23 protein-coding genes are annotated in these 26581 nt (G+C 52.5%); 20 read left to right on the forward strand and 3 right to left on the reverse strand.

The features are described from left to right. Positions 1 to 48: 48 nt before the first annotated feature. The 8 genes from spoIIE (at position 49) to NWF35_RS06170 (ending at position 12044) form a co-directional block, all read left to right on the forward strand. Complete coding sequence (spoIIE, locus tag NWF35_RS06135; protein WP_301238205.1) at positions 49 to 2517, forward strand: stage II sporulation protein E; 2469 nt, start codon at positions 49 to 51, stop codon at positions 2515 to 2517. A 397-nt stretch (positions 2518 to 2914) separates the two neighbouring features. Beyond that, positions 2915 to 4351, forward strand: a complete 1437-nt coding sequence (gene tilS, locus NWF35_RS06140) for a tRNA lysidine(34) synthetase TilS (RefSeq protein WP_301238206.1) — start codon at positions 2915 to 2917, stop codon at positions 4349 to 4351. Between the two features lie 18 nt (positions 4352 to 4369). Next, positions 4370 to 4912, forward strand: coding sequence for a hypoxanthine phosphoribosyltransferase (gene hpt, locus NWF35_RS06145; RefSeq protein WP_301238207.1), 543 nt, complete (start codon positions 4370 to 4372; stop codon positions 4910 to 4912). A 62-nt stretch (positions 4913 to 4974) separates the two neighbouring features. Continuing rightward, positions 4975 to 6954 (forward strand): ATP-dependent zinc metalloprotease FtsH, encoded by a 1980-nt coding sequence (ftsH, locus tag NWF35_RS06150; protein ID WP_301238208.1) that lies wholly within the window; start codon positions 4975 to 4977, stop codon positions 6952 to 6954. Between the two features lie 648 nt (positions 6955 to 7602). Further along, positions 7603 to 8724, forward strand: coding sequence for a polysaccharide pyruvyl transferase family protein (locus NWF35_RS06155; protein ID WP_301238209.1), 1122 nt, complete (start codon positions 7603 to 7605; stop codon positions 8722 to 8724). A gap of 4 nt (positions 8725 to 8728) precedes the next feature. Beyond that, positions 8729 to 9715, forward strand: coding sequence for a CgeB family protein (locus tag NWF35_RS06160; RefSeq protein ID WP_301238210.1), 987 nt, complete (start codon positions 8729 to 8731; stop codon positions 9713 to 9715). Positions 9716 to 9921: 206 nt separating this feature from the next. Next, the gene (locus NWF35_RS06165) at positions 9922 to 10437 is read left to right on the forward strand and encodes a hypothetical protein (protein ID WP_301238211.1); all 516 of its coding nucleotides are present in this window, start codon (positions 9922 to 9924) and stop codon (positions 10435 to 10437) included. 584 nt (positions 10438 to 11021) lie between these two features. Then, positions 11022 to 12044, forward strand: a complete 1023-nt coding sequence (locus NWF35_RS06170) for a glycosyltransferase family protein (protein WP_301238212.1) — start codon at positions 11022 to 11024, stop codon at positions 12042 to 12044. Between the two features lie 204 nt (positions 12045 to 12248). Here NWF35_RS06170 and wecB read toward each other — a convergent pair whose 3' ends face one another. Then, on the reverse strand, positions 12249 to 13376 hold the full coding sequence (wecB, locus tag NWF35_RS06175; protein ID WP_301238213.1) for a non-hydrolyzing UDP-N-acetylglucosamine 2-epimerase: 1128 nt from the start codon (positions 13374 to 13376) through the stop codon (positions 12249 to 12251). Between the two features lie 297 nt (positions 13377 to 13673). Between wecB and NWF35_RS06180 the strand changes: the two genes are divergently transcribed. The 11 genes from NWF35_RS06180 to NWF35_RS06230 all read left to right on the forward strand — a co-directional run bounded on the left by NWF35_RS06180 (position 13674) and on the right by NWF35_RS06230 (position 23716). Continuing rightward, entirely contained in the window at positions 13674 to 14444 is a 771-nt protein-coding gene (locus NWF35_RS06180; protein ID WP_301238214.1) for a type III pantothenate kinase, read from the forward strand. 157 nt (positions 14445 to 14601) lie between these two features. Continuing rightward, positions 14602 to 15477: an Hsp33 family molecular chaperone HslO gene (gene hslO / locus NWF35_RS06185; protein ID WP_301238215.1), complete on the forward strand. Its 876-nt coding sequence runs from the start codon at positions 14602 to 14604 to the stop codon at positions 15475 to 15477. Positions 15478 to 15616: 139 nt separating this feature from the next. Further along, positions 15617 to 16543 carry a cysteine synthase A gene (gene cysK, locus NWF35_RS06190; RefSeq protein ID WP_205496745.1) on the forward strand — a complete coding sequence of 309 codons (927 nt, stop codon included), beginning with the start codon at positions 15617 to 15619 and terminating at the stop codon, positions 16541 to 16543. 460 nt (positions 16544 to 17003) lie between these two features. Further along, positions 17004 to 17609, forward strand: coding sequence for an anthranilate synthase component II (locus tag NWF35_RS06195; RefSeq protein ID WP_301238216.1), 606 nt, complete (start codon positions 17004 to 17006; stop codon positions 17607 to 17609). Further along, a complete protein-coding gene (locus NWF35_RS06200) occupies positions 17606 to 18499 on the forward strand; it encodes an aminotransferase class IV (RefSeq protein WP_301238217.1) in 894 nt (297 codons plus the stop codon). Before NWF35_RS06195 ends, NWF35_RS06200 begins: the two co-directional genes overlap by 4 nt. Before the next feature lie 138 nt (positions 18500 to 18637). Then, complete coding sequence (gene folP / locus NWF35_RS06205; RefSeq protein WP_301238327.1) at positions 18638 to 19414, forward strand: dihydropteroate synthase; 777 nt, start codon at positions 18638 to 18640, stop codon at positions 19412 to 19414. A 4-nt stretch (positions 19415 to 19418) separates the two neighbouring features. Beyond that, positions 19419 to 19778 carry a dihydroneopterin aldolase gene (folB, locus tag NWF35_RS06210; protein WP_301238218.1) on the forward strand — a complete coding sequence of 120 codons (360 nt, stop codon included), beginning with the start codon at positions 19419 to 19421 and terminating at the stop codon, positions 19776 to 19778. Further along, positions 19775 to 20314 carry a 2-amino-4-hydroxy-6-hydroxymethyldihydropteridine diphosphokinase gene (gene folK / locus NWF35_RS06215; protein WP_301238219.1) on the forward strand — a complete coding sequence of 180 codons (540 nt, stop codon included), beginning with the start codon at positions 19775 to 19777 and terminating at the stop codon, positions 20312 to 20314. Before folB ends, folK begins: the two co-directional genes overlap by 4 nt. 19 nt (positions 20315 to 20333) lie before the next feature. Beyond that, complete coding sequence (gene dusB, locus NWF35_RS06220; RefSeq protein ID WP_301238220.1) at positions 20334 to 21335, forward strand: tRNA dihydrouridine synthase DusB; 1002 nt, start codon at positions 20334 to 20336, stop codon at positions 21333 to 21335. Between the two features lie 242 nt (positions 21336 to 21577). Continuing rightward, positions 21578 to 23077, forward strand: a complete 1500-nt coding sequence (gene lysS / locus NWF35_RS06225; protein WP_301238221.1) for a lysine--tRNA ligase — start codon at positions 21578 to 21580, stop codon at positions 23075 to 23077. Positions 23078 to 23242: 165 nt separating this feature from the next. Further along, on the forward strand, positions 23243 to 23716 hold the full coding sequence (locus NWF35_RS06230) for a DinB family protein (RefSeq protein WP_301238222.1): 474 nt from the start codon (positions 23243 to 23245) through the stop codon (positions 23714 to 23716). Between the two features lie 748 nt (positions 23717 to 24464). Here the strand turns inward: NWF35_RS06230 and NWF35_RS06235 are convergent. Further along, positions 24465 to 24695 carry a hypothetical protein gene (locus NWF35_RS06235; RefSeq protein ID WP_301238223.1) on the reverse strand — a complete coding sequence of 77 codons (231 nt, stop codon included), beginning with the start codon at positions 24693 to 24695 and terminating at the stop codon, positions 24465 to 24467. Positions 24696 to 24925: 230 nt separating this feature from the next. Between NWF35_RS06235 and NWF35_RS06240 the strand changes: the two genes are divergently transcribed. Then, positions 24926 to 25093: a hypothetical protein gene (locus tag NWF35_RS06240; RefSeq protein WP_301238224.1), complete on the forward strand. Its 168-nt coding sequence runs from the start codon at positions 24926 to 24928 to the stop codon at positions 25091 to 25093. A gap of 269 nt (positions 25094 to 25362) precedes the next feature. Here the strand turns inward: NWF35_RS06240 and NWF35_RS06245 are convergent, their stop codons facing one another. After that, positions 25363 to 26262, reverse strand: coding sequence for a glycerophosphodiester phosphodiesterase (locus NWF35_RS06245; protein ID WP_301238225.1), 900 nt, complete (start codon positions 26260 to 26262; stop codon positions 25363 to 25365). Positions 26263 to 26581 lie beyond the last annotated feature (319 nt).

Here is a 26581-nt window from a genome sequence, read left to right on the forward strand (position 1 = left end):
AGCCCCGCTATAATGGGTGGCACACGAGCGAAGAAAGGTGTGGGATGGATGCAAATGCGATGGATGGATGTGGGGATGACCTGGATGCGGCCGATCGGAAAAGCGTTTCGCTTAAGCCCCGATACCAAGCGAAAGCTGCAAAGATGGTCGCGTGTGTGGAACCTTCCGCTCATGCTGATGGGGTTTCTGTTCGGACGGGCAGTGATGTTGGATGCCGTATCACCGTTTTCTGTCGCCTATCTTGCTGTTGTCTACCAACTGTCTCGCAGGCAGTGGCCGGCCGTGGCTGTGGCACTGTTGGCGGGAGCGGCAACTAAGGAACCGATACACACGGCACAAACAGTCGCGGGACTTATTCTGTTTTTGGTGATTCAAAAGATCTTTGCATGGGTGAAAAGGGGGCAGATCAATTACGTCCCTTTTGTCGTGCTGACTACGAGCGCAGGGGTCCACCTGATACGCTTTTGGTGGAGCGGATGGACACCGTACCAAGCAATGATGGCCGGAATCGACGTATTGTTGAGCTTCATTCTCTCGTTTATCTTCGTCCAGTCGCTGCCCTTCTTCACCGTACGCCGAAAAAGGATGGCCCTTCGCCAAGAGGAGATGATCTGCCTCGTCATATTGATCGGCTCGGTGATGACGGGGGCGATGGGATGGGCGGTATCAGGCGTGTCGGCGGTCCATGTGTTGTCTCGGTATGTTATTCTCGTGCTGGCGCTGGTGGGCGGCGGCATGACGGGTGCGGCTGTCGGAGTGGTAACCGGGATGATTCTCAGCCTATCCGATCCCCATTCGCTTGGAGAGATCAGTTTGCTGGCATTCGCCGGATTGTTGGCCGGACTTTTCCGGGAGGGCAAGCGATTGGGTGTGACGGTGGGGTTCATACTGGGTACCGCCATTTTGTCACTGTATGCAGGTGGAAAGTGGCATGCCTGGATTTCGCTGGCTGAGTCGGCGAGCGCGATTGTATTGTTGTGGCTGACGCCGTCCGCCTTTTTCAAGGTGATTTCCCGTCATATCCCGGGGACGGACGAGTACCAGCACTCCCAACAGGAGTATGTGCGCCGATTGCGTGATGTGACGGCCGCCAAAGTGGATCAGTTTACCGAGCTCTTCGTGGAGTTGGCCCACAGTTTTCGGGAGGATCCCAGTTTGCAGCGGCAACAGGAGACTGCCCACTTCAGCCGTTTTCTCGGGGATGTGACCGAAAAGACCTGCAAATCATGTCATCGGTACCGGCAATGCTGGGAGCGTGACATGATGAAGACGTATCAGGGAATGACCGATCTGATGGCGATGGTGGAAATGCATCCTAAAGATCGCCCGCTCAGGACACCGCGGTCGTGGTCCGAGCATTGCGTCAAAGCGGATAAGGTGTTGGCTTTGATCCAGGAGCGATACGATTTGTATGAGCACGACCTGTATTGGCGAGAGCAGGTTCGGGAAGCGCGCCGGCTGGTTTCTGAACAGTTGGAGGGCGTGGCTGGTGTGATGCGCGATTTGGCTGAAGACATCCGGAAGGAAGCGCAAGTGCTCGCCGCACAGGAGGAGCAGATACAGCTGGCACTGGAAGAATTGGGTCTGTCCATCCAGCGGGTGGAAGTGATCAATTTGGAGGAGGGGAAGGTGGAAGTCGAGGTCACTCTGCCGCACGGCGATGCATTGGATGAGTGCCGGAAGCTGATCGCGCCGTTGTTGACGGAAATCATCGGCGAACCCATCGCCGTTCATCGAAAGGTCATCCAGGGCAGGACATCGGGAGCTGTCGTCACGTTGGGATCGGCCCAACACTACGAGATCAAAACCGGTGTGGCGAGCGCCGCCAAAGGGGGGCACTGGTTGTCCGGCGACAGCTATTGCTACATGAATCTGGGGACGGGAAAATATGCGGTGGCCTTGAGCGACGGCATGGGCAACGGACAGCGTGCCCAGGAAGAGAGCCATGCAGCCCTCGGATTGCTCCGACGACTTCTGCAGGCGGGGATGAACGAGAAAAAAGCGGTGGAGACGGTCAACGCCATCTTGGGTTTGCGATCGACAGACGAGATGTTTGCCACGATCGATCTGGCGATGATCGATTTGAAAGACGCGAACACTCGGTTTTTGAAAATCGGTTCCACACCCGGTTTCATCAAACGGGGCAAAGAAGTGATCACCCTGTCTGCCGGCAATCCGCCGATCGGGATTTTGCGCAATATCGATGTGGAGCCTTTGGAAAAGCGACTCCAACCGGGTGATCTGTTGATCATGGTGACGGATGGTGTATTGGATGCGCCGCGTCAAGCGCACAACAAAGAGATGCACCTCAAACGTCTGATCGCCGAGATCGATACCAAAGACCCGCAATCTTTTGCGGACTGCCTGCTGGAACGGGTTGTACGCGGAAATGGGGGGAGCATTGACGACGATATGACGGTGGTGGTGTCCAAGGTGGATCATTACACACCCGAATGGGCGACAATCCGTCTGTCCGGGGTGTCTCGGGTGGAACGCCCGCAAGTAGCGGCATTCTGAATGGCCGAAACTGGGGGGATCGGCCGTTTGATTCCGCTGTGGGATGCGAGTACAATAAAAGGGAACGGACAATCGTAAACGTGATGCCCGGGGAGTGCCCCGGGTTTTTGTCTAGGGTGTGTCTGGTCATTGGCGAGCCAAAACCGAAGCCTCGGTCGAGCGAAGATACGGGGCGTATTTTGCCCGCGTTCTTGCTCAAGGTCGGAATGGTCAGGATCTGCTTCTTTGCAGGGCGCGTGATACGAGAGGGAAAGCATTTGGACAGTATGACCAGACACGTCCTGGCCGTAAACTGTAACAGGTGGTCTGGAGCCTGCGAGCGACCTTTGGCTTGCGAAAGAAGGTTGGCCTTGTGAAATCGGATTGATTTAGGAGCCCCAGGAAGGATGCAAGAAGGATGTTGTTGGAAACACTAAAAACAACGGTCCGAAATCACCAACTACTCCACCAAGGGGATCGTGTGCTGGTCGGTGTGTCGGGCGGGCCGGATTCGCTCGCATTGTTACATGCACTTCATCGGTTGGCACCGGAGTTTGGGTGGCAGGTATACGCCGTGCACGTGGATCATCAGCTCCGGGGAAAAGCTAGCGCCGAGGATGCCGAATTTGTTGAGCAAATTTGCGTGGCGTGGGGAATCCCGTGCCGGGTGAGTCGGGTGGATGTGGCAGGGCATTTGCGCCTGTATGGCGGCAATAAACAGGACGTGGCGCGGCGGTTGCGATATCAGGCGTATCGGCAGGCGGCTGATCAGTGGGATGTGGATGCGTTGGCTCTGGCACATCACGCCGACGACCAGGTGGAGACCCTTTTGATGCGTTTGTTGAGGGGAACCGGTGTCAGTGGATTGGCCGGTATGCCGTATATCCGCTCATGGGAAGGGAGACGATTGATCCGGCCGCTGCTTGACGTGTATCGGAAGGAGATTGAAAAGTATTGTGAAGATCACGCTTTATCTCCCCGTCTGGACGAAAGCAATCGTTCCGACGTATACACCCGCAACCGCATCCGTTTGAAACTCATTCCCGAGCTCCAGCAGTATAACCCACGCGTGAAGGAAGCGTTGCTCCAACTGTCCCGTGTGGTGGGAGAAGAGGAAGACTGGTGGCGCCAACAGGTGGATCGGGCTTGGAGACGGGTTGTGAGGAAAAAAGGAAAAAATGAAATCGTTTTGGATCGAAACCGTTTGTTGGATCTTCACGTTGCTTTACAAAGGAGGGTGATTAAACTAATATTAAATTGTCTTCTGGGAGAAGAAGCAAACGAGGCAACGATGGATACAGTGGAACAGATTCGTCATCTGGCGGCCCATCCCGAACCGTCGGCACGGATCGACCTGCCCGGCCGTTTCCGGGCGGAACGTCAATACGACCTGCTCCTGATCGCGGTTGGGGATGATGCGCCGGTCGAACCGTTGGCACCTGTACGACTCCATATTCCGGGTGAAACAATGATCCCCGATCTGGGCGGACGGTTTGTCTGCCGTGTGACGACCGAACGCCTCGATGCTGAACATCTACGCGGAATTTGGGCAGTATTTGATGCGGATGCGCTTACATTTCCGCTTTGGGTTCGCACACGCAGACCCGGCGATCGCATCCGACCGATCGGATTGAACGGCACGACCAAAGTGAAGGACCTGTTGATTTCCGCCAAAATTCCGCGGAGAGAGCGTGACCGCCTGCCCGTGGTACTGCACGGGGAGACGATCGTTTGGATTCCGGGCGTTCGCCGTTCGGATTGGGCACCGGTGACTGCCAATACCCGTCATTTTTTGTATCTGGAATGGTTGACGGACGGAATGCCCGAACGGTTGCCTCATCAGCAGCATACATAGGATGATTGGGAGGTTACCATGCACGAGGATATTCAAGAGATCTTGTATACCGAAGAACAGATCAAAACAAAAGTGAAAGAATTGGGATGTCGCCTGTCCGAGGACTACAAGGATCTGAATCCGCTTTGTATCTGTGTGCTCAAGGGTGCGGCCCCGTTTATGACCGATCTGGTCCGCAGCATGGACATTCCGCTGGAGATGGACTTTATGGCGGTCTCCAGCTACGGCGCATCGACGAAATCGTCAGGCGTGGTTCGCATCATCAAGGATTTGGACGCTTCCGTTGAAGGACGGCACGTCATCATTGTGGAAGACATTATCGACAGCGGATTAACCTTGAGTCATCTGATCGATTTGTTGCGTCATCGCAACGCCGCCTCGATCAAGGTGGTCACCCTGCTCGACAAACCGGGGCGCAGAACGGTGGATTTGAAACCCGATTATTGCGGGTTCACGATTCCCGACGCCTTTGTGGTGGGATACGGCCTGGACTATGCAGAGAAATATCGGAATCTGCCGTATATCGGGATTCTGAAGGAACAGGTGTATCAGCAACAGTAAGGTTGTGACAGGTCGTTGCCCTGTGGTAAAATGATGTAAGTGGCATTGAGAGGAGGTCAAGGATGAAAAACGTCTTCCGGATTCCCGGATTATATATTATTCTCATCCTTGTCGTCGTCGGGATTGTGAACATTATCGCAAACCAAGGAACCGACACCGTAACGCTTACGTACGATCAATACCGAGCCAAACTGGCAGCGGGCCAGATCGAGAACGTAACCGTTCAACCGGAAGGAAATACGACCTACCATATCGAAGGGAAGCTGAAAGGGAAGCCGGGTAAAACGTTCGTTGTCGAGGCGCCGATGCTGAACGGCAGCACCGTCGTGCAAGACTTGGTGAAGTACAAAGTTCGGCACTCCTATGAAAAGGCGAAAAGCGACTCTGTCTGGCTGACCTTTTTTACGTCCATCATTCCTTTCGTGATTATTTTGCTGCTCTTTTTCTTTTTGTTGAACCAAGCGCAGGGCGGCGGCAGTCGGGTAATGAACTTCGGCAAAAGCCGCGCCAAGCTATATAACGAGGAGAAGAAAAAAGTCACGTTTAACGATGTAGCGGGCGCGGACGAAGAAAAAGCGGAATTGGTGGAAATCGTCGAGTTTCTCAAAGACCCGAGGAAATTTGCGGCTGTAGGTGCACGCATTCCCAAGGGCGTATTGCTCGTGGGGCCGCCCGGAACCGGGAAAACGCTGTTGGCTCGTGCTGTTGCAGGGGAAGCAGGTGTGCCGTTTTTCAGTATCAGCGGTTCTGACTTTGTGGAGATGTTTGTCGGTGTGGGGGCCTCCCGTGTTCGGGATTTGTTTGAGCAGGCCAAGAAAAACCACCCGTGTATCATCTTTATCGATGAGATCGATGCTGTCGGTCGCCAGCGGGGGGCCGGATTGGGTGGTGGCCATGACGAGCGTGAGCAAACCCTGAACCAATTGCTCGTGGAGATGGATGGTTTCGGTGCCAACGAAGGCATCATCATCATGGCAGCGACCAACCGTCCGGACATCCTTGACCCCGCGTTGCTTCGTCCGGGTCGTTTTGACCGCCAGATCACGGTAAACCGACCCGACGTCAAAGGGCGTGAAGAGATTCTGAAGGTGCATGCCCGTAACAAACCGTTGGCCAATGATGTCAATTTGGAAGTAATTGCGCAGCGGACAACTGGATTCACGGGCGCTGATCTGGAGAACTTGTTGAACGAGGCAGCGCTGTTGGCGGCGCGGCGGAACAAGAAAACGATCAGCATGGAAGAGATCGACGAGGCGATCGATCGCGTGATCGCGGGACCGCAAAAGAAAAGCCGTGTCATCAGCGAAAAGGAGAAAAAGACGATCGCCTATCACGAAGCTGGTCACACGATCGTGGGGTACTACCTGGAGCACGCCGATACTGTGCACAAGGTGACAGTCGTTCCGCGTGGCCAAGCGGGCGGATATGTCGTCATGCTGCCTAAAGAAGATCGTTTCCTGCTCACCAAAAACGAGTTGCTGGATAAAGTGACCGGATTGTTGGCCGGCCGCGTCGCTGAGGAGATCGTGTTCGGGGAAATCAGCACCGGTGCGCACAACGACTTTGAGAAGGCCACCTCGATCGTGCGCCGGATGATTACGGAGTACGGCATGAGCGACAAGCTGGCGCCGATGCAGTTTGGCCGTCCGCAGGGACACGTCTTCCTGGGACGCGATCTGGGTCACGAACAAAACTACTCCGATGCGATCGCGTACGAAATCGACCAGGAGATGCAGGAAATGATTCGCAGCTGCTACGAGCGGGCGAAAAAGCTGTTGCTGGAAAAACGCAAGGAGTTGGAGCTCGTAGCGCAGACCCTGCTGGTCAAAGAGACGTTGGATGCCGATGAGATCAAACAGTTGCTGGAAACCGGCAAACTGAATGATCCGGAAGTGAATGAGAAAATCCGGATCAACATCCAGGGCAAAGAGCAGGCACAAGCGGATGGAAAAACGGCATCCGGGGAACCGACTGAACCGGACGACGACCGATCCGTATCGGAATCGCCTTCTGACGAAAAACCGAAGGATCCGGAAGATTGATCAATGATAAACGCGCCTTTTCTGGGGATGCCTGATCGGGCATCCCCTATTTCAGTTTGATGACGAAAAACGGGTTTTGTTGCCCTCCGAAAGAAGCCTGGTGGATGAAAGATCACAATCACAAGATCATCCGTCAAATCGTCAACTGAAAGAGATCTGGTGACAGGTGTCCGCCCATTCGGGTACGTGCTAACCGCTAGCTTGAGGGTTGCCCGAAACAGAAATGGACTGAGGGCGTTAACCACTCAAGAATCCCACGGCTTTAGCCGTGAAGTGTCAAGTGGACAAACGGAAGGATTGAGGTGCCCTAGTCGGGGCGGGAAGAAAAAGGGGTATCTGACGAACCCGAATATGGGTCGGAGATATATAGGTCGACAGCTGTCGCTGTCGACCTTATTTAGTGGATTTGACAGAGACATAACAGTGGGGACGGTGATAGTAATGCAGTCGAAAGCAACAATTAGACGAAGATCTATACTATTAATTTCAGACTACTAATTTTGGACATCGGGATTCTCGCCAGTATAGAGCGTCGATATATAAATAATATCTGGTTAGGTTCTGCGGGATGGTGATTAGCCGGCGCCAATTAATAGACCAAATAATAAATATATCAATAAACATTATTCACGAAGGAGAATTACCACGATGCAAATTTTGCTTCACGGCTATTATGGTGCCGGCAATCTAGGGGATGACGCCATATTGGAATCGATCATTGATAGCTTCGCCCTGAAGTTCCCGAAAGCTTCCTTTACCGTTGTTTCCAAAGGGCTTTGCCCGGCATACAGGGGACCCCGCCATGTGAAAACGGTCCGCATCGATTCCTACGCTGCCGTCAAAAACGCAGTTCAGCAAGCCAGCTTTGTCGTTCTAGGGGGCGGAGGGATCCTACAGGATTATAACGGTTGGGAGCCTCACTACAACTTCGGAAGTAAAGCGAGAGGAGTGAATTATTACGGTCAGGTGGTCGATTTGGCGAAGAAGTTAGGTAAGCCGGTCTATTTCTACGGGATCGGTGCAGGTCCTTTTTTCTCCCAACATGCGAAGCAGTATGCCCTCCGTTTGCTGGCCGTAGCCAAAAGAGCTACGGTACGGGATGCCGATTCGCTGAAAATGGTCCGTTCCGTAGGAAACATCAGGCTAACCGCGGATCCGGCCTTAAATTTGAAGCACGAACCGCCTAAAACAGCCCTGAAGTATCTGCGTAGCGAAGGAGTGCCCGTACACAAGACATTGGTCGGAATCTCCATGCGACCCTGGAAATTCAAAGGGGGGGATCGGAAAGCATTAATCGAGGCAATGGCGAAGGTCGCTTCCGGCATCGTCCGCAACAGCAAGGCCCACCTGGTCCTCCTCCCTTTCAGCCGTAATGGTGACGCCGCTGTCTTGAATGAACTCGCCCAACGCCTGCCGGCCGGCAGTTATACGATGATGAGGAAACATTATCCCCCTAAAGCGATGAAAGGGATCTGCGGCCGGCTTTCCCTGATGATCGGTATGCGTCTGCACTCTCTGATCCTGTCCGCTGCCATGGGAGTGCCGGTCATAGGGATCTCTTACGATCCCAAGGTGGCATTGTTTTTTAGATCGGTCCGCATGTCCCCATACTGCCACCCACTTCACCGTCTTCCTGCCCCGAAAATGACCCGACAAGCCCTGCAACTGATGAAATCGCAGCAATCCTGGCGGAGGAATTACCGTAGCCATGTGTTGCGTCTCAAAATCAGGGAAAAACAAAATATCCCATTTCTGTTTCAGGAGGTATAAAAAAATGAGAATCGCCCATTTCGGACGTTACGCCCAAGGAGAAACCGACATCGTCCGCAGCATGTTTCTTTCCCTTAAAAAATCGGGACACGTCGTCCAAGAATGGAATCTGGGGGCCCACCCCGAATGGGTATACAACCCGCACAGACGTTTGGGCGGAAACGGACCCGTCTATATCCGTCTGAGCCGGATCAGAAGTAGGCTGATGCGGTTTCGTCCCCATCTGATCATCTGTAATGCAGGCGGCTACACCTTTTCTAAAAAGGATTTCCTGTGGCTGAAGAAAAGGGGGATCCCGGTCTTGGGGATCACGCTGAGCGACCCCGATGTATTCCCGACGGTATCCCGTTATTCCCGCCATTTCACCTGGCACGCCACCAATTCGTTGCTCGCCTATCGGAGGTATAAGCAGCGGGGTCATCGGAACGTCTATTATTTTCCCTTTGGCATCGATGAACGGTTCTTTCGGCAAAGGCCGGTCCATGCCCGTTTCAAATCCGATGTCGCGGTGATCGCCCACGGCCGGCGGGACCGGTACCCCTTGGCCCGGAAGCTGGTGAAAAACTTCGACACCAAATTGTACGGCAATTCCTGGCCCTTCCCCAAAAACAGCCCCGGACCGGTCCGCGGCGAGGATTGGTTCAGAGCGGCCTATTCGGCGAAGATGCTGATCAACTTCCCGCGCACGGTCAAAGGTTATACCAACGTCAAGGTCGGCATATTTGAAGCCACAGCCACGGGAAGATTGGTATTCACCCAATACTTTCCAGAGATTGGGAGGTTTTTCCGGTACAACAAGGAGATTGTGGGGTATTCCTCGCCGGAAGACCTGATAAACAAGATCCGGTATTACCTGGACCACCCGAAGGAAGCTAAAAAAATCGCCCGCGCCGGCAGGGACCGCTGCTGGAGAGAGCACACCTGGACCCGGCGTTTTCAAAAGCTGTTCCGGGAGATCAGGATCTATCACCGCCTTTCAAGGCGGCGATAAAAAAGTCCGGCCATACCGGCTGCTGAGCTGAGACTGGTTTCATAGAGCCGGAGGCGTGTATCGGATCCAGAGGAATCCAAGGGCAAATACCGCCGAACCATGGTATAGAGAACGTGATCGGCGCCTTTTCTCCTGAAAGTTGGTCTGTCGTCGCTGTCAATGAGAGAAGTAGTTTCATAGGTTGTATGAAGGTGGTGAAATATTGAATGAGTGTCAATCTGTTAAAAAACCCTTTCTTCGAAGATGCGTCGACGCTGGCATTCTGGGATACCAGTGGCGTCACGAGCAATCCGGGGAATCCTCAGGCTTTTGAGGGGGAAAATGTGGCCCAATTGGGGCCCGTCACCGCTGATGGGGAAGTGGCCATCATCAGCCAACGGGTTTTGTTGCCCTCCGGCACCACGCATCTGCATGTCAGCTTTGCCGTTCAAGCGGCCCTGATTAATGTAACTCCCACCCTCACTGCCCCCTGGCGGGTCACCATCCAGTGGTTGGGGAGCGGTGGTACGCCGGTCTTGTTGGAAGAAACCCTGATCCAACGGCAAGCCGGCATGGCAACCAGGGACGCCAACGACTGGCTGACCTATGTCGCCGTTTCCGGACCGAAACCGACCGGGGCCGTCTACGCCCGTCTCCGCTTCATCCTCCAGGGTGACACGGTTGGCACAACTAACTTCTTCCAAGGGATCCAGATCGACGATGTGGTCCTGACCACCGACTGAGGCTCCATCCAGTGAAGTGAGACGAAAGCCTCACTTTTTTTGTGGGTAAATGGCCCATGTTTGATTCGTGTAATGGAAGTTACCACACCCCAGTTACATAGGGGAATCAAACATGGGTACTTTCACCTTAACACATTTGAACATGGTCAACCAGACATGCTGTACGGGTTTGGCTGGTCGACAGCACGAGCCGTTGGGCGTAAACTCGGTCGTCACCATTCGACCATCTAAAAAATATCGCCCTCCTGATAAGGGTCCAAGCAGGGGCGGAAATGCTTTCATACCTTATCGTATGTGGTGATGAGAGGGCATGAGACCACTCTTCCCGTCTACAATACTTTCCTGTCCCGGAGCCCGACATTGAAAGGGAGGATATCCTCGGCGGTCCACCTGGAACATCCGGCGGGTGTGGAGAGGGGTTCCTCTGGCCCGTGCGAAAGGAATCCGGATCAGTGTGGTCAACACGGGGAATGATCTCGACCATTCAGAACTGGCCGCCAACATCAAGCATGGCGTGTAAACTCCATATTCCGTATAAACCATACGTTTTGATATCCGTACAAAGGAAAGGGGCTTTGTTTACCATGGCATTCATCATTTGCCCGCGGATTCCATTCGCTTGGAGTTTTATGAAACAGCGCCCACAACAACTGATGACACAATTCGGCAAACTGGGCCACAAAGTCTTTGTTATACAGAAGTCGAATATAGGAAAAAAATACATGGAAGTAAGCAAAAATGTTACTTTGGTTTCTGATCACGGTCACTTCATAACCAAACGAATTCCCCTTTTAAAGAAAAGAGACAAAATAATTGTTTGGACCCATATCCCACGTATTTGGCATACTTTGCAGAATTATCAACCTGATGGCATCGTCTTCGATTGCATTGATGAATTTACAAAGCATCTCATCTTTGAGCATCGCATGGTTGGTTTATCAAAGCATGTGGTTTGTACAGCAAAGCCCATTTATGATCGTCTGAAGGAACAGTATCCGAATAAACCCGTATCTCTGATTCGTAATGGCGCCGATCTCAGTTTCTTCAGCAAGATAAAACACAAACGACCAGTAGATCTGCCGAAAGGCCCGATTGTCGGGTATATAGGCTCTTGGGCAAAATGGATCGATTTTCCTTTGATGGATTCTCTATGCAAAAAGTATCCAAATGTAAATTTTGTGGTTATAGGTGCAAAGTTACCGTTGCGCTCCCCTGCAATTCCAAATATCCGCAGAGGCAATTTGCATTTACTGGGACATAAACAGCACCATGAGCTTTTAAGTTATATCCAACACTTTGACGTTGCTATTATTCCTTTCCTTTATAATCAAATCACTTTAGCGACAAATCCTGTAAAAGCCTATGAATACTTGGCTGGGGGTGCAAGAGTGTTATCCACGGCACTGCCGGAATGTATTGCTATGGAACCATACATCCAAACCGCAACAACACACTCTGATTTTATCAATAAATTGGGAATCATGCTGAAACAAAAAGATTCACTGGAGTCAAAACAGGCCCGGATCAATTTCGCCGCAAGGAATACTTGGGAAGTTCGCGCTCGAAAAGCAAATATTATTATAGAGGAAATCGCACGTCGAGCCTGATCATCATCATTCAGTTTTTTAATCAAACGAAAGCAGCCCGTTTTTTACTGGGCTGTTTTTGTTTAATGGAACTGAATCTTCATTTTGTTGTACTATCTGCACCAACCCTGCCCCATACAGCCGATCTGACCCCAGCCGGACCGCCCGGCGGACCAGATGACGTTTCACCGCTCGGGCCGAAGGTATGCTAAAACGATTATCGGGTTATGGTCTATTTTCCCCTTTGAAGTATTCGATGATGTGGCGAATAATTTTCTGTGACGCCGTCCCATCTCCGTAGGGGTTTGGTGCATTTGCCATGCGATCATATAGTTGCCTGTTGTTTAACAATTCCTTAATGGATTCATAAACAGATTCTTCACTGGTCCCAGCAACTTTCAATGTACCGGCTTTGACACCTTCTGGTCGTTCCGTCGTATCACGCAGCACTAAAACGGGGATCCCCAATGAAGGTGCTTCTTCCTGAATTCCTCCCGAATCAGTTAATATTAAATAAGACCGCGCGGCTATATTGTGGAAGTCCTCCACATTTAAAGGGTGGATCAAGTGAATGCGGGAGTTGTTTCCGAGCTCATGGTGAGCGGCTTCCATAACCGCTGGATTCGGATGTACTGGATAAACGACTTGGACATGATCATTTTCGTTTACGATCCGCTTTATGGCACGAAAAATATTGCGCATGGGATTGCCTATGTTTTCACGTCTGTGTGTAGTGAGAAGGATTAATCGATGATTGCCTATTTTGTCTAAAATTTCGTGGCGAAATGAAGGTCGAACCGTGGTTTTTAGGGCATCTATCACTGTATTTCCCGTGACAAATATTGCATGAGGATGGATGTTTTCTGAAAGAAGGTTTTCCGCTGCTTGAGCGGTGGGTGCGAAGTGTAAGTCCGCTATAACCCCGATCAGTCGTCGGTTCAACTCTTCAGGAAACGGGGAATATTTATTTCTCGTCCGAAGTCCTGCTTCAACGTGGCCGATAGGGATTTTATTGTAAAAAGCGATGAGTGCCGATATCAGGGCTGTAGTCGTATCGCCATGAATCAATACAAGATCCGGTTTCACTTGTATCAATATTGGCTCTAACCGACTCATAATTTCCTTGGTAACGTAGGGCAATGTCTGATTGTTTTTCATTATATCCAGATCAAAATCAGGTACTATCCCAAAAGTATTCAATATCTTATCCAGCATCTCACGATGTTGTGCCGAAACAGTTACAATGGACTGGATCAAAGGGTTCTTTTGCATTTCCAAAATAAGCGGAGCCATTTTGACTGCTTCCGGTCGGGTGCCGAAGATAGACATGATTTTAATACGTTCTTGCCTCATTTTCCTTCACACTCCTAACCGTTTATGATCTAAAACACGCCTCTGACGGAGGATATTTTTGGGATATTTGGATCTTATAACTTCCCCTTGCAAAAACTTGCGTTCATATACTTTATGAATACTATGAATACTTAGTGATGGAACAAGAGGCTATTTGGTTTTGTGAAGGAAAGATATGACCCGCCTCGTTCGGGACGGGTTTATTATGTTTGGCGTTGCAGGTCTTTTCCGTTGAATTTGCAAGGGTGCCTTGCTATGATGAATGTGAACTTTTTTTGAAAAAGCAGGTGGATGGGCATGTTAATGGTAATGGACGTCGGCAATACCAACATCGTAGCCGGGCTGTACCAGGGCAAGGAATTGGTGCATCATTGGCGGATTCATACGGATCGAAATTCCACTGAAGACGAATACGGCATGCTCCTCAAAAATTTGTTTGAGCACGCCGGTTTGCGTTTTGAACAAGTGGACGGTGCGATCATCTCTTCTGTCGTCCCGCCGATCACCCATGTGTTACGCAACTTGGTCAAAAAATATTTGGGACTGACCCCGCTGGTCGTTGGTCCTGGTGTTAAAACGGGACTTAACATCCTGTACGAAAACCCGCGGGAAGTTGGGGCCGACCGAATCGCCAATGCGGTAGCGGCCATCGAGCAATACGGTGCTCCCGTGATTATCGTCGATTTTGGCACGGCAACCACCTTCTGCTTTGTCAACGAACAAGGGCATTATGTAGGTGGGGCGATCACACCGGGTGTTACGGTTTCCAGTGAGGCATTGTACCAACGGACGGCCAAACTGACACGGGTGGAAATCGTCAAGCCGGAAAGCGTGGTGGGGCGCAATACGGTGCAGGCGATTCAGTCGGGGATTTTTTATGGCTATGTCGGTGTGGTGGATGGAATCGTCACCCGTATGAAACAACTGCTCCACAAGCGGCCCACTGTTGTGGCCACCGGAGGCTTGGCGGAACTGATCTGCGGCGATGCGGAGACGATCGATGTGGTCGATCCGTTCCTCACTCTGGAAGGATTGCGGTTGATCTACGAACGCAACCGAAACAGGTGACTGAATCGGATCCGAAAAGGTCGCCTTTCTCCGACGGGGTGTGTCTGTTCATTTCAATCACCCTTTTGGAATGACCGGATACACCCCAGGTTTATGAGCAACGAAACAAACACATTGCGTGTCTTTTATATTGTCGTGTTGGAACTGGGAGGTCATCATGAGCGATTATGCCATTCGAGTCACAGCGGCCAATGGCCAATTGCGCGGATTTGCCGCATTGACCACCGGATTGGTGGGAGAATTGCAGAGACGGCATCATACCTGGCCGGTGGCAAGTGCCGCTTTGGGCCGTACGGTCACGGTTGGGGCTATGATGGGACTGATGCTGAAAAGCGAACAGGACCGGTTGACGATCCAGATCAAAGGGGATGGCCCGTTGGGGCAGATCGTCGTGGAAGCCGATGCTCAAGGACATGTCCGGGGGTATGTGGATAATCCCGTCGTTGATTTGCCGCCCAATGCCGCCGGGAAGCTGGATGTGGCGGGTGCAGTTGGGAAAGGAATGCTTTACGTGATCAAGGATCTGGGGCTCAAGGAGCCGTATCGGGGGGCATCTCCGATCGTCTCCGGTGAGCTGGGCGACGACTTCACCTATTATTTCACCAGTTCGGAGCAGATCCCATCCGCGGTCGGCGTGGGCGTGCTGGTAGACCGAGATGCTTCCATTCTCGCCTCCGGCGGTTTTATCGTCCAAGTCATGCCCGGTGCCGACGATGCGGTTATCTCCGCTGTTGAACAACAGCTTTCCAAAGTTACATCGGTCACCGACCTGATCCAACAGGGAGCCAGTCCCGAGGATTTGCTTCAAGCCGTGCTGGGTGAAACTGATATGCAGGTCCACCAACGTCAGCCGCTCTCGTTTGCCTGCCGTTGCTCCCGTGAGCGGATTGCCAATGTGCTGCGCAGTTTGGGCAAGGAGGATCTGCAAAAATTATTGGAGGAACAGGGACAAGCGGAAGTACACTGTCATTTTTGCAATGAACGGTACGTGTTTGATCGTGATGAATTGACCACGATGATCCAAAGTTTGTGAGTCAAGGCCCGGGGAATCAGTTCTCCGGGTTTTTCTTCATAGGTTTGATTTTGCATTGACATCTGATTGGTCCGATTGTTAAGATAAATAAAAGCGGAAAAACCGACCAAATTAATGGGATTAGGAGGCCTTCACAGCAATGCGAGTTGGCAACAATATTTTGGAACTCATCGGTCAAACTCCGGTTGTGAAATTGAATCGGATTGTCGGGAAAACGGACGCGGACGTGTATCTGAAGCTCGAATTCTTCAACCCGGGCGGCAGTGTGAAAGACCGGATAGCCCTTTCCATGATTGAAGACGCGGAAAAGCGGGGTATTTTGAAACCTGGTGACACGATTCTGGAGCCGACCAGCGGCAACACCGGGATCGGTCTGGCGATGGTGGCGGCGGCCAAAGGATACCGCGCACTGTTGGTCATGCCGGATACGATGAGCTTGGAGCGGCGCAACTTGTTGCGTGCGTTTGGTGCAGAACTGGTACTCACGCCGGGTGCGCAAGGCATGAAAGGAGCGATCGCCAAAGCGGAAGAGATCGCCAAAGAACATCCGGAATATTTTGTTCCGCAACAATTCAAAAACCCGGCCAACGTCAAAATCCACATGGAAACGACGGCACAGGAGTTGTTGGAGCAAATGGACGGCCACTTCGATGCATTCGTGGCCGGGATCGGTACGGGCGGTACGATCACGGGTGTTGGTAAGGTGATCAAGGAGAAAATCCCCGGTGTTCACATCGCTGCTGTTGAACCGGCGGCATCTCCGGTGCTTTCCGGTGGTAAACCGGGACCGCACAAAATTCAGGGAATCGGTGCCGGTTTCGTTCCGGATATTCTGGATACGGAGATTTATGATGAAGTGATCACCGTGGAAAATGAAGAAGCATTCGAGTGGGCTCGTCGGATGGCACGGGAAGAGGGTATCCTGGGAGGAATCTCTTCCGGTGCGGCCGTTGCGGCAGCGATCAAAGTGGCCCGTCGTTTGGGTCAAGGCAAAAAAGTGGTGGCCGTCGTGCCGAGCAACGGCGAACGTTATCTGACCACCCCGCTGTTCCAATTTGAAGAGTAAAGATCAAATGGTTGGTCTCGTTCAAAAGCGAAGTCCGTCTTCCCGCGTATGGGGAGGCGGGCTTTTGTTTGTGGATGGACCGCCGTATTCGCTTATAGTTAGTAAAGTATGTCTGGTTAATACTGCCAATTCCTTTCCCTACTCATTTCACCTGCCCCTGCAAGGAAGCAGGTCATGGCCGCTCCACCCGGAGCGCAAGACGCGAGCAAAGTACGCTTCGCTAAAGTAGTTGCCCGAGATTGCATTCCTGCGCTTTCCGGGTCTTCGATCTACCGGGCTTGGTCAGTCGCTCACTCGAAAAAGCATTATCTCCTTCACGGATTTATCAGACACACCATGGTAGTAGCGGCAGTTCTAAGGCAAGGTAGCTTTTTTCCTGTTTTTCATCGCTTTTATCCGACGGGGTTTTGTTGTAAACTGATGAAGAGATCATGGGTGAAAATCCAAGGAGTTCCCGGGCATGATTTGGTTGATCGACAATTACGACTCGTTTACCTATAATTTGGTGCAATATCTGCTTTCATCGGGCAAGGCGCTGGAAGTGTACCGCAATGATGAGATTACTCTTTCGGACATCGAAACAGCGCAACCGTCCGCGTTGATCCTCTCTCCGGGACCGGGAACACCCGATTCGGCGGGTATTTGCCTGGATGTGGTCCGACGGTTTGCCGGCCGCATCCCGATTTTGGGCGTCTGCCTGGGGCATCAGACCATCGCCCAAGCTTTTGGCGGTCGTGTGGTACATGCCCGTCGGTTGATGCACGGCAAGACATCACCCGTTTACCACGACGGTCAAACCCTGTTTCGCGGGTTGCCTTCGCCGTTTCCAGCCATGCGCTATCATTCGCTGGTGGTGGAACGGGATAGTTTGCCGCCACAATTTGGGATCAGCGCGTGGACGGCGGAGGGAGAAGTGATGGCCATCCGCCATCGGCAGTACCCTGTCGAAGGTGTGCAGTTTCATCCAGAATCAATCTTGACGGAACATGGTTTATCCCTGCTGTTGCAGTTTCTGGATACGTATCTCCAGCGACCGGCGCCGCAGAAACGGGGGATACGGCTATGAACTGCGTTTGGTTGAACGGGAAACTGGTGCCGGAAAACAAAGCCGTTGTTTCTGTGATGGATCACGGCTTTTTATACGGGGTGGGCGTCTTTGAAACCCTCCGGGTGTATGCGGGTCATCCGTTTCTGTTGAAGGATCATGTGGATCGTTTGTCCAGAGGGTTGCAATTGTTGCGCATTCGTCCGCTGCTTTCTTCGCATGAGTGGGCGGAGGCGATCCGACAACTGTTGGATGCCAACGGATTGCGTGACGCGTATGTTCGGATCAGCGTTACCGGAGGTGCGGTCGGGCCGGGATTGTCCGCCCGGCAATACGATGAGCCGACGACGGTGATCTTTGCCCGTCCGTTGCCGAAATGGCCCGAACAGATGTATACGGAAGGCAAAACGGTGGAAGTGTTGGACATCTCCCGTCAAGTGCCGGGTGGGACGGCATCACTCAAATCGCATAACTATCTCAATTCCGTGTTGGCCCGCCTGGAGATGGGGGGGCGGTTTCCCGCGCATGAGGGATTGCAACTCAGTCCCGAAGGTTGGATTGCCGAAGGAATCGTCACCAACCTGTTTTTTGTGCGGGATGGCACGATTTGCACTCCGTCGACGGATCTCGGGATTTTACCCGGCGTAACAAGACAATTCGTACTGGCACTCGCCCGGCAGTTGGATTTACCGTTGGAAGAAGGCCGGTATCCCTTATCGGTATTGAAAGAAGCAGATGAGATATTTCTCACCAACTCCTTGCAGGAAATCGTACCGGTCCGAGCGATACCGGGTTGGTTCGACAAAGGTGCCGGACCAGTAGCCGCCGGATTGTTGGATGCCTACCGGCAATGGACCGGTCGGTTGTGGAGCGTCCGTGAGTTGGAAGTGGCATCGGACCCGTATTTGTGAGGGTGATCACGATAGAGGAGGCAAGCGAACATGTCATCGATGACGGCGACACCGGTTTCGGTTGTGGCTTTGAAACGGCCGGAACGCCCGATCATCGTCGGTGGTCATGAAATACCGGTCCATCGGCGCACGGTGGTGATGGGCATCCTCAACGTCACGCCGGATTCGTTTTCTGACGGCGGACGATATATCGACCTGGATCGCGCCGTTGCACACGCGCGGCAAATGGTGGCCGACGGAGCGGACATCATCGACATTGGCGGAGAATCGACCCGCCCCGGTCACAAACCGGTCCCTGTTGAGGAAGAATTGAAGCGCGTGATCCCGGTGATCGAGCGGGTGTCCCGAGAAGTAAATGTACCGATTTCCATCGACACGTATAAAGCGGAGACTGCTCGGCAAGCACTGAAAGCAGGTGCCCACATTGTCAACGATGTGTGGGGGTTCAAACGGGACCCTGACATGGCACGGGTGGTGGCTGAATTCAGCGTGCCGGCGATCCTCATGCACAACCGCGAACAAGCGACGTACGATTCGCTTCTGGACGACATTGTCGCCGATTTGCAGGAGAGTATCCAGATCGGACGTGCCCAGGGAGTTCGGGAGGAGCAGATCATTTTGGATCCCGGCATAGGGTTTGCCAAAACCTATGAGGAAAACCTCATGGTTATGCGGCATCTGGAAACGATCACGTCATTGGGATACCCCGTTTTGCTCGGCACGTCGCGCAAATCCATGATCGGGAAAACGCTGGATCTGCCGGTGAACGAGCGGGTGGAAGGCACGGCGGCGACCGTGGCGCTGGGCATTGCCAAAGGATGCAGCATCATTCGCGTCCACGACGTTCAGCCGATGGTCCGCGTCGCCCGGATGATGGACGTGATGTTGTATGGGCCCGACGCGCTGAGGGGGTGAAGGCGTGGACAAGATCTTTTTCCGCCGGATGCAATTTTACGGCTATCATGGTGTGTATTCCGAAGAAAACAAACTGGGTCAACGCTTTTACGTTGATCTGGAGTTGATGCTGGACTTGTCCGCACCGGCGGAGACGGATGATCTAAACCGGACGGTGGATTATGCGAAAGTGTATGAAACGGTCCGGGAGCTGGTGGAGGGGCGCACGTACCGCTTGATTGAGACATTGGCCGAATCGATCGCACAAGCGTTGCTCGCCGCCTTCCCGATCGAAGAAGTGTGGGTGCGTGTCACCAAGCCTGATCCCCCAATTCCGGGACATTATGATGCGGTGGGTGTGGAAATCCGCCGGAAACGCCGATGAAACGAGAAGTAACGGCATACATCGGACTGGGCTCCAATCTGGGCGACCGGCTCGGTTACCTGCAGTCGGCGGTTGACCGATTGCACGAAACGGCTGGGATTCACGTTACACGGGTATCCCGCGTCTATGAGACGGCACCGGTTGGGGTGACGGAACAACCGGACTTTCTCAATCTGGTCGCCGAACTACGGACCACACTGTCACCGGAAGCTATACTGGATGTGCTTCTCTCAGTGGAGCGCTCACTCCACCGGGTCCGCCTGGTGCGGTGGGGGCCGCGCACGATTGACCTGGATTTGCTCCTGTACGGGGAAGAAACGATCAACCTCCCTTCGTTGACCGTTCCTCATCCCCGGATGACGGAACGTGCTTTTGTGTTAGTTCCGCTCGGGGAACTGGCGGGGAATCACCGGATTCCCGGAACGGACGCGACGGTGGGCGAATGGATCGCCCGGTTGCCGGCAGAAGAAGGCATTCGGCTGTATGATGGACGGATTTCACTTCCCGAACTGAAAATAGAACCGGATACCGTATGAAGAAAGGAGGAATGGCATCATGACGAAGTTTCGGATTGGACCGGTGGAATTGGCAAACCAAGTCGTACTGGCGCCGATGGCTGGCGTGTGCAACCCGGCGTTCCGCCTGATCGCCAAAGAGTTCGGTGCCGGGCTGGTCTGCGCGGAGATGGTGAGCGACAAGGCGATTCTGCACGGAAACGAGCGGACGAAACAGATGCTGTACGTGGATGAACGGGAAAAACCGCTCAGTCTGCAGATTTTCGGCGGCAGCAAGGAAACACTGGTGGAAGCCGCCAAATACGTGGATCAATACACCAACGCCGATATTATCGACATCAACATGGGATGTCCGGCTCCTAAAATCATCAAATGTGACGCCGGGGCCAAATGGTTGCTCGATCCAAACAAAATCGAGGAAATGGTGTCCGCGGTGGTGGCGGTAGTGAAAAAGCCGGTCACCGTGAAGATGCGGATCGGTTGGGACGAAGAGCACATCTACGTCGTGGACAACGCGCTGGCAGCAGAACGTGGCGGCGCGCAGGCAGTGGCCGTTCACGGACGGACGCGAGCACAAATGTACACTGGCCGCGCGCGTTGGGAGTACATCCGGCAGGTGAAGGAAACCGTGAAGATTCCCGTCATCGGCAACGGGGACGTTTTCACGCCCGAAGATGCTCGTCGCATGCTGGATGAAACGGGTTGCGACGCGGTCATGATCGGTCGCGCCGCTTTGGGGAATCCGTGGATGCTCTACCGGACAGTACACTACCTGACCACGGGAGAATTGCTTCCCGAACCGACGCCGCGTGAAAAGGTAGAGATTGCGTTGTTGCACATGGACCGGCTGATCAAGCTGAAGGGTGAAAAAGTGGCTGTCCGCGAAATGCGCAAACACGCATCCTGGTACTTGAAGGGAATGCGCGGCGCAGCCAAGGTGAAAGATCAAATAAATGAGCAGGAGACACGGGAAGGGATGGAACGTGTCCTGCTCCAATTCGTGGAGCAACTGGAAGCTGAACAGATGGTACAAACCGCTTGATCAATCAGATGTGTCCGGTAACACGCTGAATCGAGCGACTTGATGAGGGCAGTGATTCGAAGCGCAAATCACGAGCAAAGACACATTGTTTAAAGGGAATTGCCCGCTCGGCTCACCCAGATGAAAACCGATTTGCCGGACATCTCTGGACCAACTGAACAAAAGAGTTGGAGACTGACACCCGAGCAGCCGCCCCATCTCGCGGCGGAAGGCGGCTGGGTACCGGAGGAGTGAAACGAGGCATGGCAGAAGAAGAACGCAATGAACTGGAGCGGAACGAACTGTTACAGGTGCGCCGTGACAAAATGGAAGCGCTCAGGGAAAAAGGAGTGGACCCGTTCGGCGGCAAGTTCGAACGGACACACACTGCGCAGGAAATCCTGGACACCTATGGCGATTTGAGCAAAGAGGAACTGGAGGAGAAGGCGGTTACCGTCACCATCGCCGGTCGCCTTATGTCCAAGCGGAAACAGGGAAAAGCGTCGTTCGCCCATTTGCAGGATGTGACCGGTCGGATTCAGATCTATGTGCGGCTGGATCGGGTAGGGGAAGAACAGTACGAGATTTTCAGCACGGCCGATATCGGTGACTGGCTGGGCATCTCGGGGATCGTGTTCAAAACCAACCGCGGCGAAACCAGTGTCAAATCCGATACCGTCACGTTCCTGACCAAATCGCTGCGCCCCCTGCCGGAAAAATTCCATGGTCTCAAAGACGTGGAATTGCGTTACCGCAAACGGTACCTGGATCTCATCATGAATCCGGAAGTGAAGGAGACATTCATCCTGCGGAGCCGGATCATCGCAGCGATTCGTCGGTACTTGGACGAACGCGGATTCCTTGAAGTGGAGACGCCGACCATGCACACCATCGCCGGCGGCGCAGCAGCACGTCCGTTCATCACGCATCACAATGCGTTGGACATGGATTTGTACATGCGGATCGCCATCGAGCTGCACTTGAAACGGCTGATCGTCGGCGGATTGGAAAAAGTGTACGAGATCGGCCGCGTCTACCGGAATGAAGGGATCTCCACCAAGCACAATCCGGAATTCACGATGATGGAGCTCTACCAGGCTTATGCCGACTTCCACGATATCATGGACCTGACGGAAAACCTGATCGCCCATGTGGCGCAGGAAGTGTTGGGTACAACCAAAATCACGTACCAAGGGCATGAGATCGACTTGACCCCGCCGTGGGACCGCAAATCGATGGTCGAGTTGATCAAGGAACACGTCGGCATCGACTTCAAACAGGAGATGAGCGACGAGGAAGCCCGTCGTTTGGCCAAGGAACATGGTGTTGAAATCGAGCCTAACATGACCTTTGGGCACATCGTCAACGAATTCTTTGAGCAAAAAGTGGAGGACAAGCTGATTCAGCCCACCTTCGTCTACGGCCATCCGGTGGCCATTTCACCTCTGGCCAAGAAAAACGAGGAAGATCCGCGCTTCACCGATCGGTTTGAGTTGTTCATCGTCGGGCGCGAACACGCCAACGCCTTCTCCGAGCTGAACGACCCGATCGATCAGCGTCAGCGTTTCGAAGCGCAATTGGCTGAACGGGCCGCGGGTAACGACGAGGCCCACCCGATGGACGAAGATTTCCTCGAAGCGCTGGAATACGGCATGCCGCCGACCGGGGGTCTCGGCATCGGGATCGACCGACTGGTCATGCTGCTCACAGACAGCGCCTCGATCCGGGATGTTCTGTTGTTCCCGTTGATGCGCGATCGTTGAGGCAGGACAGGACGTTTCCCCTGTTTATGGATGGGGGGCGTCCTATTTTCTTATGAACATACATAAAAAATGTAGTCATCGGCAGGAACAGGAATGATGGGTATAGAACATAGAAGAACAAACATATGTTTGCCTTTTTGGATGATCCAAAAGGAGGTTATTTTGATGTACCGCACGATTGACGAGTTCTTGACCGATTGGGAAATGGAAAGTGATTCCACGTATAAGGTGTTGCGGGCATTGAACGACGAATCGTTGGGACAAGCCGTTTCTCCGCAAGACCGGACACTGGGCGAGATTGCCTGGCACATCGTGACCACCCTTCATGAAATGATGTCCCGAACCGGGCTGGTGTTTGATGCGCCGAAAGAGGATGCGCCCGTGCCGTCGTCTGCCCAAACCATCGCCGAACGTTATCGGCAAGCGAGTGAAGCGATGGCAGAGGCGATCCGACAGCAATGGACCGATGAGACGTTGCAAGAAACGAATGATATGTACGGCATGCAGTGGACCAATGCCTTCACATTGTCCATCCTTATCCGACATGAGATTCACCATCGCGGTCAGATGACCGTTCTGATGCGTCAGGCCGGACTCCGCTTGCCCGGCGTGTACGGTCCGTCCAGGGATGAGATGTGAGAGAGGTATTCGGTCACTCAATCCGCTCGGTGCAACCGGGCGGATCGTTTAATTTTGCCATGTGCAGGATGTGTCCAAGATGTTATGGAAGAAGAGGTCGGACCAGGGGGCCGTGGCTACAAATCCAATGAATCTACACATACATGGATTAAGAGCTATTCGTGATCACGATACGCTGATACACTAAAAACAATGTAATAGGAAGAAGGGGATTACATGCTTAATTACGTAATCTTTATCTTTTGTATATTATGTATAGCTATTTCTTTCGTACTTACATTTAAATTAGGAGTGGCACAAAACCCAGCACAGAATGAGAAGTATAATCAAAATAGAGGGAAAACTGTCTTGTTGTTAAGTGTTATTTATGGAGTAGTGGTTCTTTTTGGTGTAGCTCTAATCTACATCTATTATTAAATCTGTTCTGTACATACTTTGTAAGAATACAGAGAAAATAATTGTCCTCCCAGGATACATCAGAAAACAGGCACAGGGGTGGATCGATCGTTTTGTTACCAATATGGGGGCAAAAGAGGATAAGTCCCAAGACCCTTAAGGAGTACGCCTTCAGATCTCCGCCATCTGGTCGAACACCCACAAACGTTTTTTGATTGGGGAATGCAGATTGGCTCGGCGAAAATCGATGTGGCGGACCCCGTGAAGCCGGTGCCTGAGGAGAAGACGAGCCCCCGGCAGATGACGGATAAGAAGAAGCAGATCTGGTGGTGGCTGTTCAACAACACAGATGTCAATGATCCTCGAAGAAGAAAAAACCGGCGATGCTCATCAACAGCAATCCGCCCAAAAAGGAGAGGATGATAAATCCCACGCCTTTGACCATATGCAAATGGGCAGGGGATACGACGGCCACCACCAGGCCGATGAGAAACAGCCAGAAAGCAGTTTTCAAGGTAATCTTCAACAATTTCCAAATGACGAAAGCGAAGAGGATACCCAACAGGATATGAACGATCAACAAGGTGAACACCTCTTTTTCAGATCCGCTCTACACTTAGAGGGTAACAAGCGAACAGGGAGATTTCCAGACCAAAATATGGGTCTCTTCATTCCAGTTACTGCTCACCCTTCGGATGTTATAAATTTGTTGCAATCCTATAAGGAAATTCCAATACAATATTAAGTTAACTCTAATCCTCATCCGATATGGTGTCCTTGGTCCCACTGCCACTGGAAAAGGGGGAGAAAACCATGAAACGAAGAGCGTGGATATGGTATCTCCTGATCGGCTCCTTTTTGGCGCTAACGGGATGCGGGCGTTATTATCACGCCCATTACGGTCCCTATTATGTTACGCGTCATGTTCCCCATTACCATGTATACCACCATCATGTATACCATCATGTGTATCACCATTGATCGTTTTCTTTGATTGAAGCTGAAATGGGGTCAAGATTCAACATCTTCCTCCTTTGCCAATCCTCCCTCTCAAGCTAGGTAAATAGTGAAAGGCCAGTGTCCAAGAGGCACTGGCCTCGTTTTTGAGAAAACGGGTATCGCTCACAAACTGATTATCCAGGATTGTACGTAGCCATCGTGGATGGATGTGGGTTGACACGGCAGATGAAACGATAAGTCCACTGTGACCGAAGGGAGTGCCTCTGGTGCTGCAGCCGTGTGGTGGTAAGTCATTTTCCTTCCCGATCCTTCAACACTTCATGCAACCGGTCCGGAAAGTTGGTGAACATGCCCGTTACACCCCAGTCGATCAGGCGGTTCATATCCGTTTGCTCGTTGACTGTGTACGGATGGATCAGCAGGCCGTGTTGACGAACTTTTTGTATGTACGCACGGTCGATTTTGTCGAAGTTGGGGCCCACACCGATGGCGTAGGTGTGAATGTGGTTCAGCTCCTGATCGGTGATTCGCGCCGGTTGCTCGTGCCACAACAGTTGCACCAACGGGATGCTGGGGTTCAATTTCAGGCTTTCGGGGCTGAAGGATTGGATGATGACTTGTCCTGGTTTGGCGTTCGGTCCGATCAGATGGTGCCGATTCAGTGCTTCCAGCAGCTTCTCTTCCATACCCGGATACGTTTCCGGCGATTTGGTCTCGATATAATAGTTAGCGCTGTGTCCGAAATGATCCAACACCTCTTCCAGGGTGGGCACCTTCAAACCTTTGTACTCTGGCTTAGCGTACTGTGGATAGGCTTCGTTGAACCAGGAACCGGCATCCAGTTGTTTGATCTCGGACAGCGTGTGGTCTTTGACGTACCCGGTGCCGTTCGTGGTCCGGTCCAGCGTTTCATCGTGCATGCAGATCAGGTGACCATCTTTGGTCATTTGCAAATCCAGTTCAATGTAATCGGCTTTCATCTTTTGCGCCAGTTCATAGGACGGGATTGTGTGCTCCGGTGCATGACCGGATGCGCCCCGGTGACCGACATTCAGGATGCGGTCGGGGGAGAGCAACCCCGTTTGTTTCACTTGCGTGAGGTCGGCGGCCAATACGGTCGGAATCGCCAATGCCGCCACCATCGTCCATACGCCGACGACGGCCAGCAGTCGATGCATCCAATGTTTCATGTGTCTCACTCCTCTATACTGGGATTGTCTTTAGGGTGTATCTGATCCGTATCGTTCGCATATTTTTCCGGATCGCTCCACCTGCTCTACAGCAGATCATGGCCGTTTCGCTCAACTGGGCTTGGTTATGTCACTCACATGGGGTAGATTGCCCCCTTACGGGATGATCAGACACGCCCTGGTACAGAATCACCGGATCCGCTCTCTCGTCTCCACTGAATATCGTAACGGAATGATGTGAACCCCATGTAAATCTGTCGTAAACCCCTGTCAACGGGCTTGTCAAATATTTTTAAACTTGTGTACAATTGTGCTACCG

Source organism: Polycladomyces subterraneus (assembly GCF_030433435.1).
Lineage (GTDB): Bacteria > Bacillota > Bacilli > Thermoactinomycetales > JIR-001 > Polycladomyces > Polycladomyces subterraneus.

Coding starts and splice junctions, on each gene's coding strand:
- spoIIE (WP_301238205.1), top strand. CDS start 49: ATGCAAATGCGATGGATGGATGTGGGGATGACCTGGATGCGGCCGATC.
- tilS (WP_301238206.1), top strand. CDS start 2,915: ATGTTGTTGGAAACACTAAAAACAACGGTCCGAAATCACCAACTACTC.
- hpt (WP_301238207.1), top strand. CDS start 4,370: ATGCACGAGGATATTCAAGAGATCTTGTATACCGAAGAACAGATCAAA.
- ftsH (WP_301238208.1), top strand. CDS start 4,975: ATGAAAAACGTCTTCCGGATTCCCGGATTATATATTATTCTCATCCTT.
- NWF35_RS06155 (WP_301238209.1), top strand. CDS start 7,603: ATGCAAATTTTGCTTCACGGCTATTATGGTGCCGGCAATCTAGGGGAT.
- NWF35_RS06160 (WP_301238210.1), top strand. CDS start 8,729: ATGAGAATCGCCCATTTCGGACGTTACGCCCAAGGAGAAACCGACATC.
- NWF35_RS06165 (WP_301238211.1), top strand. CDS start 9,922: ATGAGTGTCAATCTGTTAAAAAACCCTTTCTTCGAAGATGCGTCGACG.
- NWF35_RS06170 (WP_301238212.1), top strand. CDS start 11,022: ATGGCATTCATCATTTGCCCGCGGATTCCATTCGCTTGGAGTTTTATG.
- wecB (WP_301238213.1), bottom strand. CDS start 13,376: ATGAGGCAAGAACGTATTAAAATCATGTCTATCTTCGGCACCCGACCG.
- NWF35_RS06180 (WP_301238214.1), top strand. CDS start 13,674: ATGTTAATGGTAATGGACGTCGGCAATACCAACATCGTAGCCGGGCTG.
- hslO (WP_301238215.1), top strand. CDS start 14,602: ATGAGCGATTATGCCATTCGAGTCACAGCGGCCAATGGCCAATTGCGC.
- cysK (WP_205496745.1), top strand. CDS start 15,617: ATGCGAGTTGGCAACAATATTTTGGAACTCATCGGTCAAACTCCGGTT.
- NWF35_RS06195 (WP_301238216.1), top strand. CDS start 17,004: ATGATTTGGTTGATCGACAATTACGACTCGTTTACCTATAATTTGGTG.
- NWF35_RS06200 (WP_301238217.1), top strand. CDS start 17,606: ATGAACTGCGTTTGGTTGAACGGGAAACTGGTGCCGGAAAACAAAGCC.
- folP (WP_301238327.1), top strand. CDS start 18,638: ATGGGCATCCTCAACGTCACGCCGGATTCGTTTTCTGACGGCGGACGA.
- folK (WP_301238219.1), top strand. CDS start 19,775: ATGAAACGAGAAGTAACGGCATACATCGGACTGGGCTCCAATCTGGGC.
- dusB (WP_301238220.1), top strand. CDS start 20,334: ATGACGAAGTTTCGGATTGGACCGGTGGAATTGGCAAACCAAGTCGTA.
- lysS (WP_301238221.1), top strand. CDS start 21,578: ATGGCAGAAGAAGAACGCAATGAACTGGAGCGGAACGAACTGTTACAG.
- NWF35_RS06230 (WP_301238222.1), top strand. CDS start 23,243: ATGTACCGCACGATTGACGAGTTCTTGACCGATTGGGAAATGGAAAGT.
- NWF35_RS06240 (WP_301238224.1), top strand. CDS start 24,926: ATGAAACGAAGAGCGTGGATATGGTATCTCCTGATCGGCTCCTTTTTG.
- NWF35_RS06245 (WP_301238225.1), bottom strand. CDS start 26,262: ATGAAACATTGGATGCATCGACTGCTGGCCGTCGTCGGCGTATGGACG.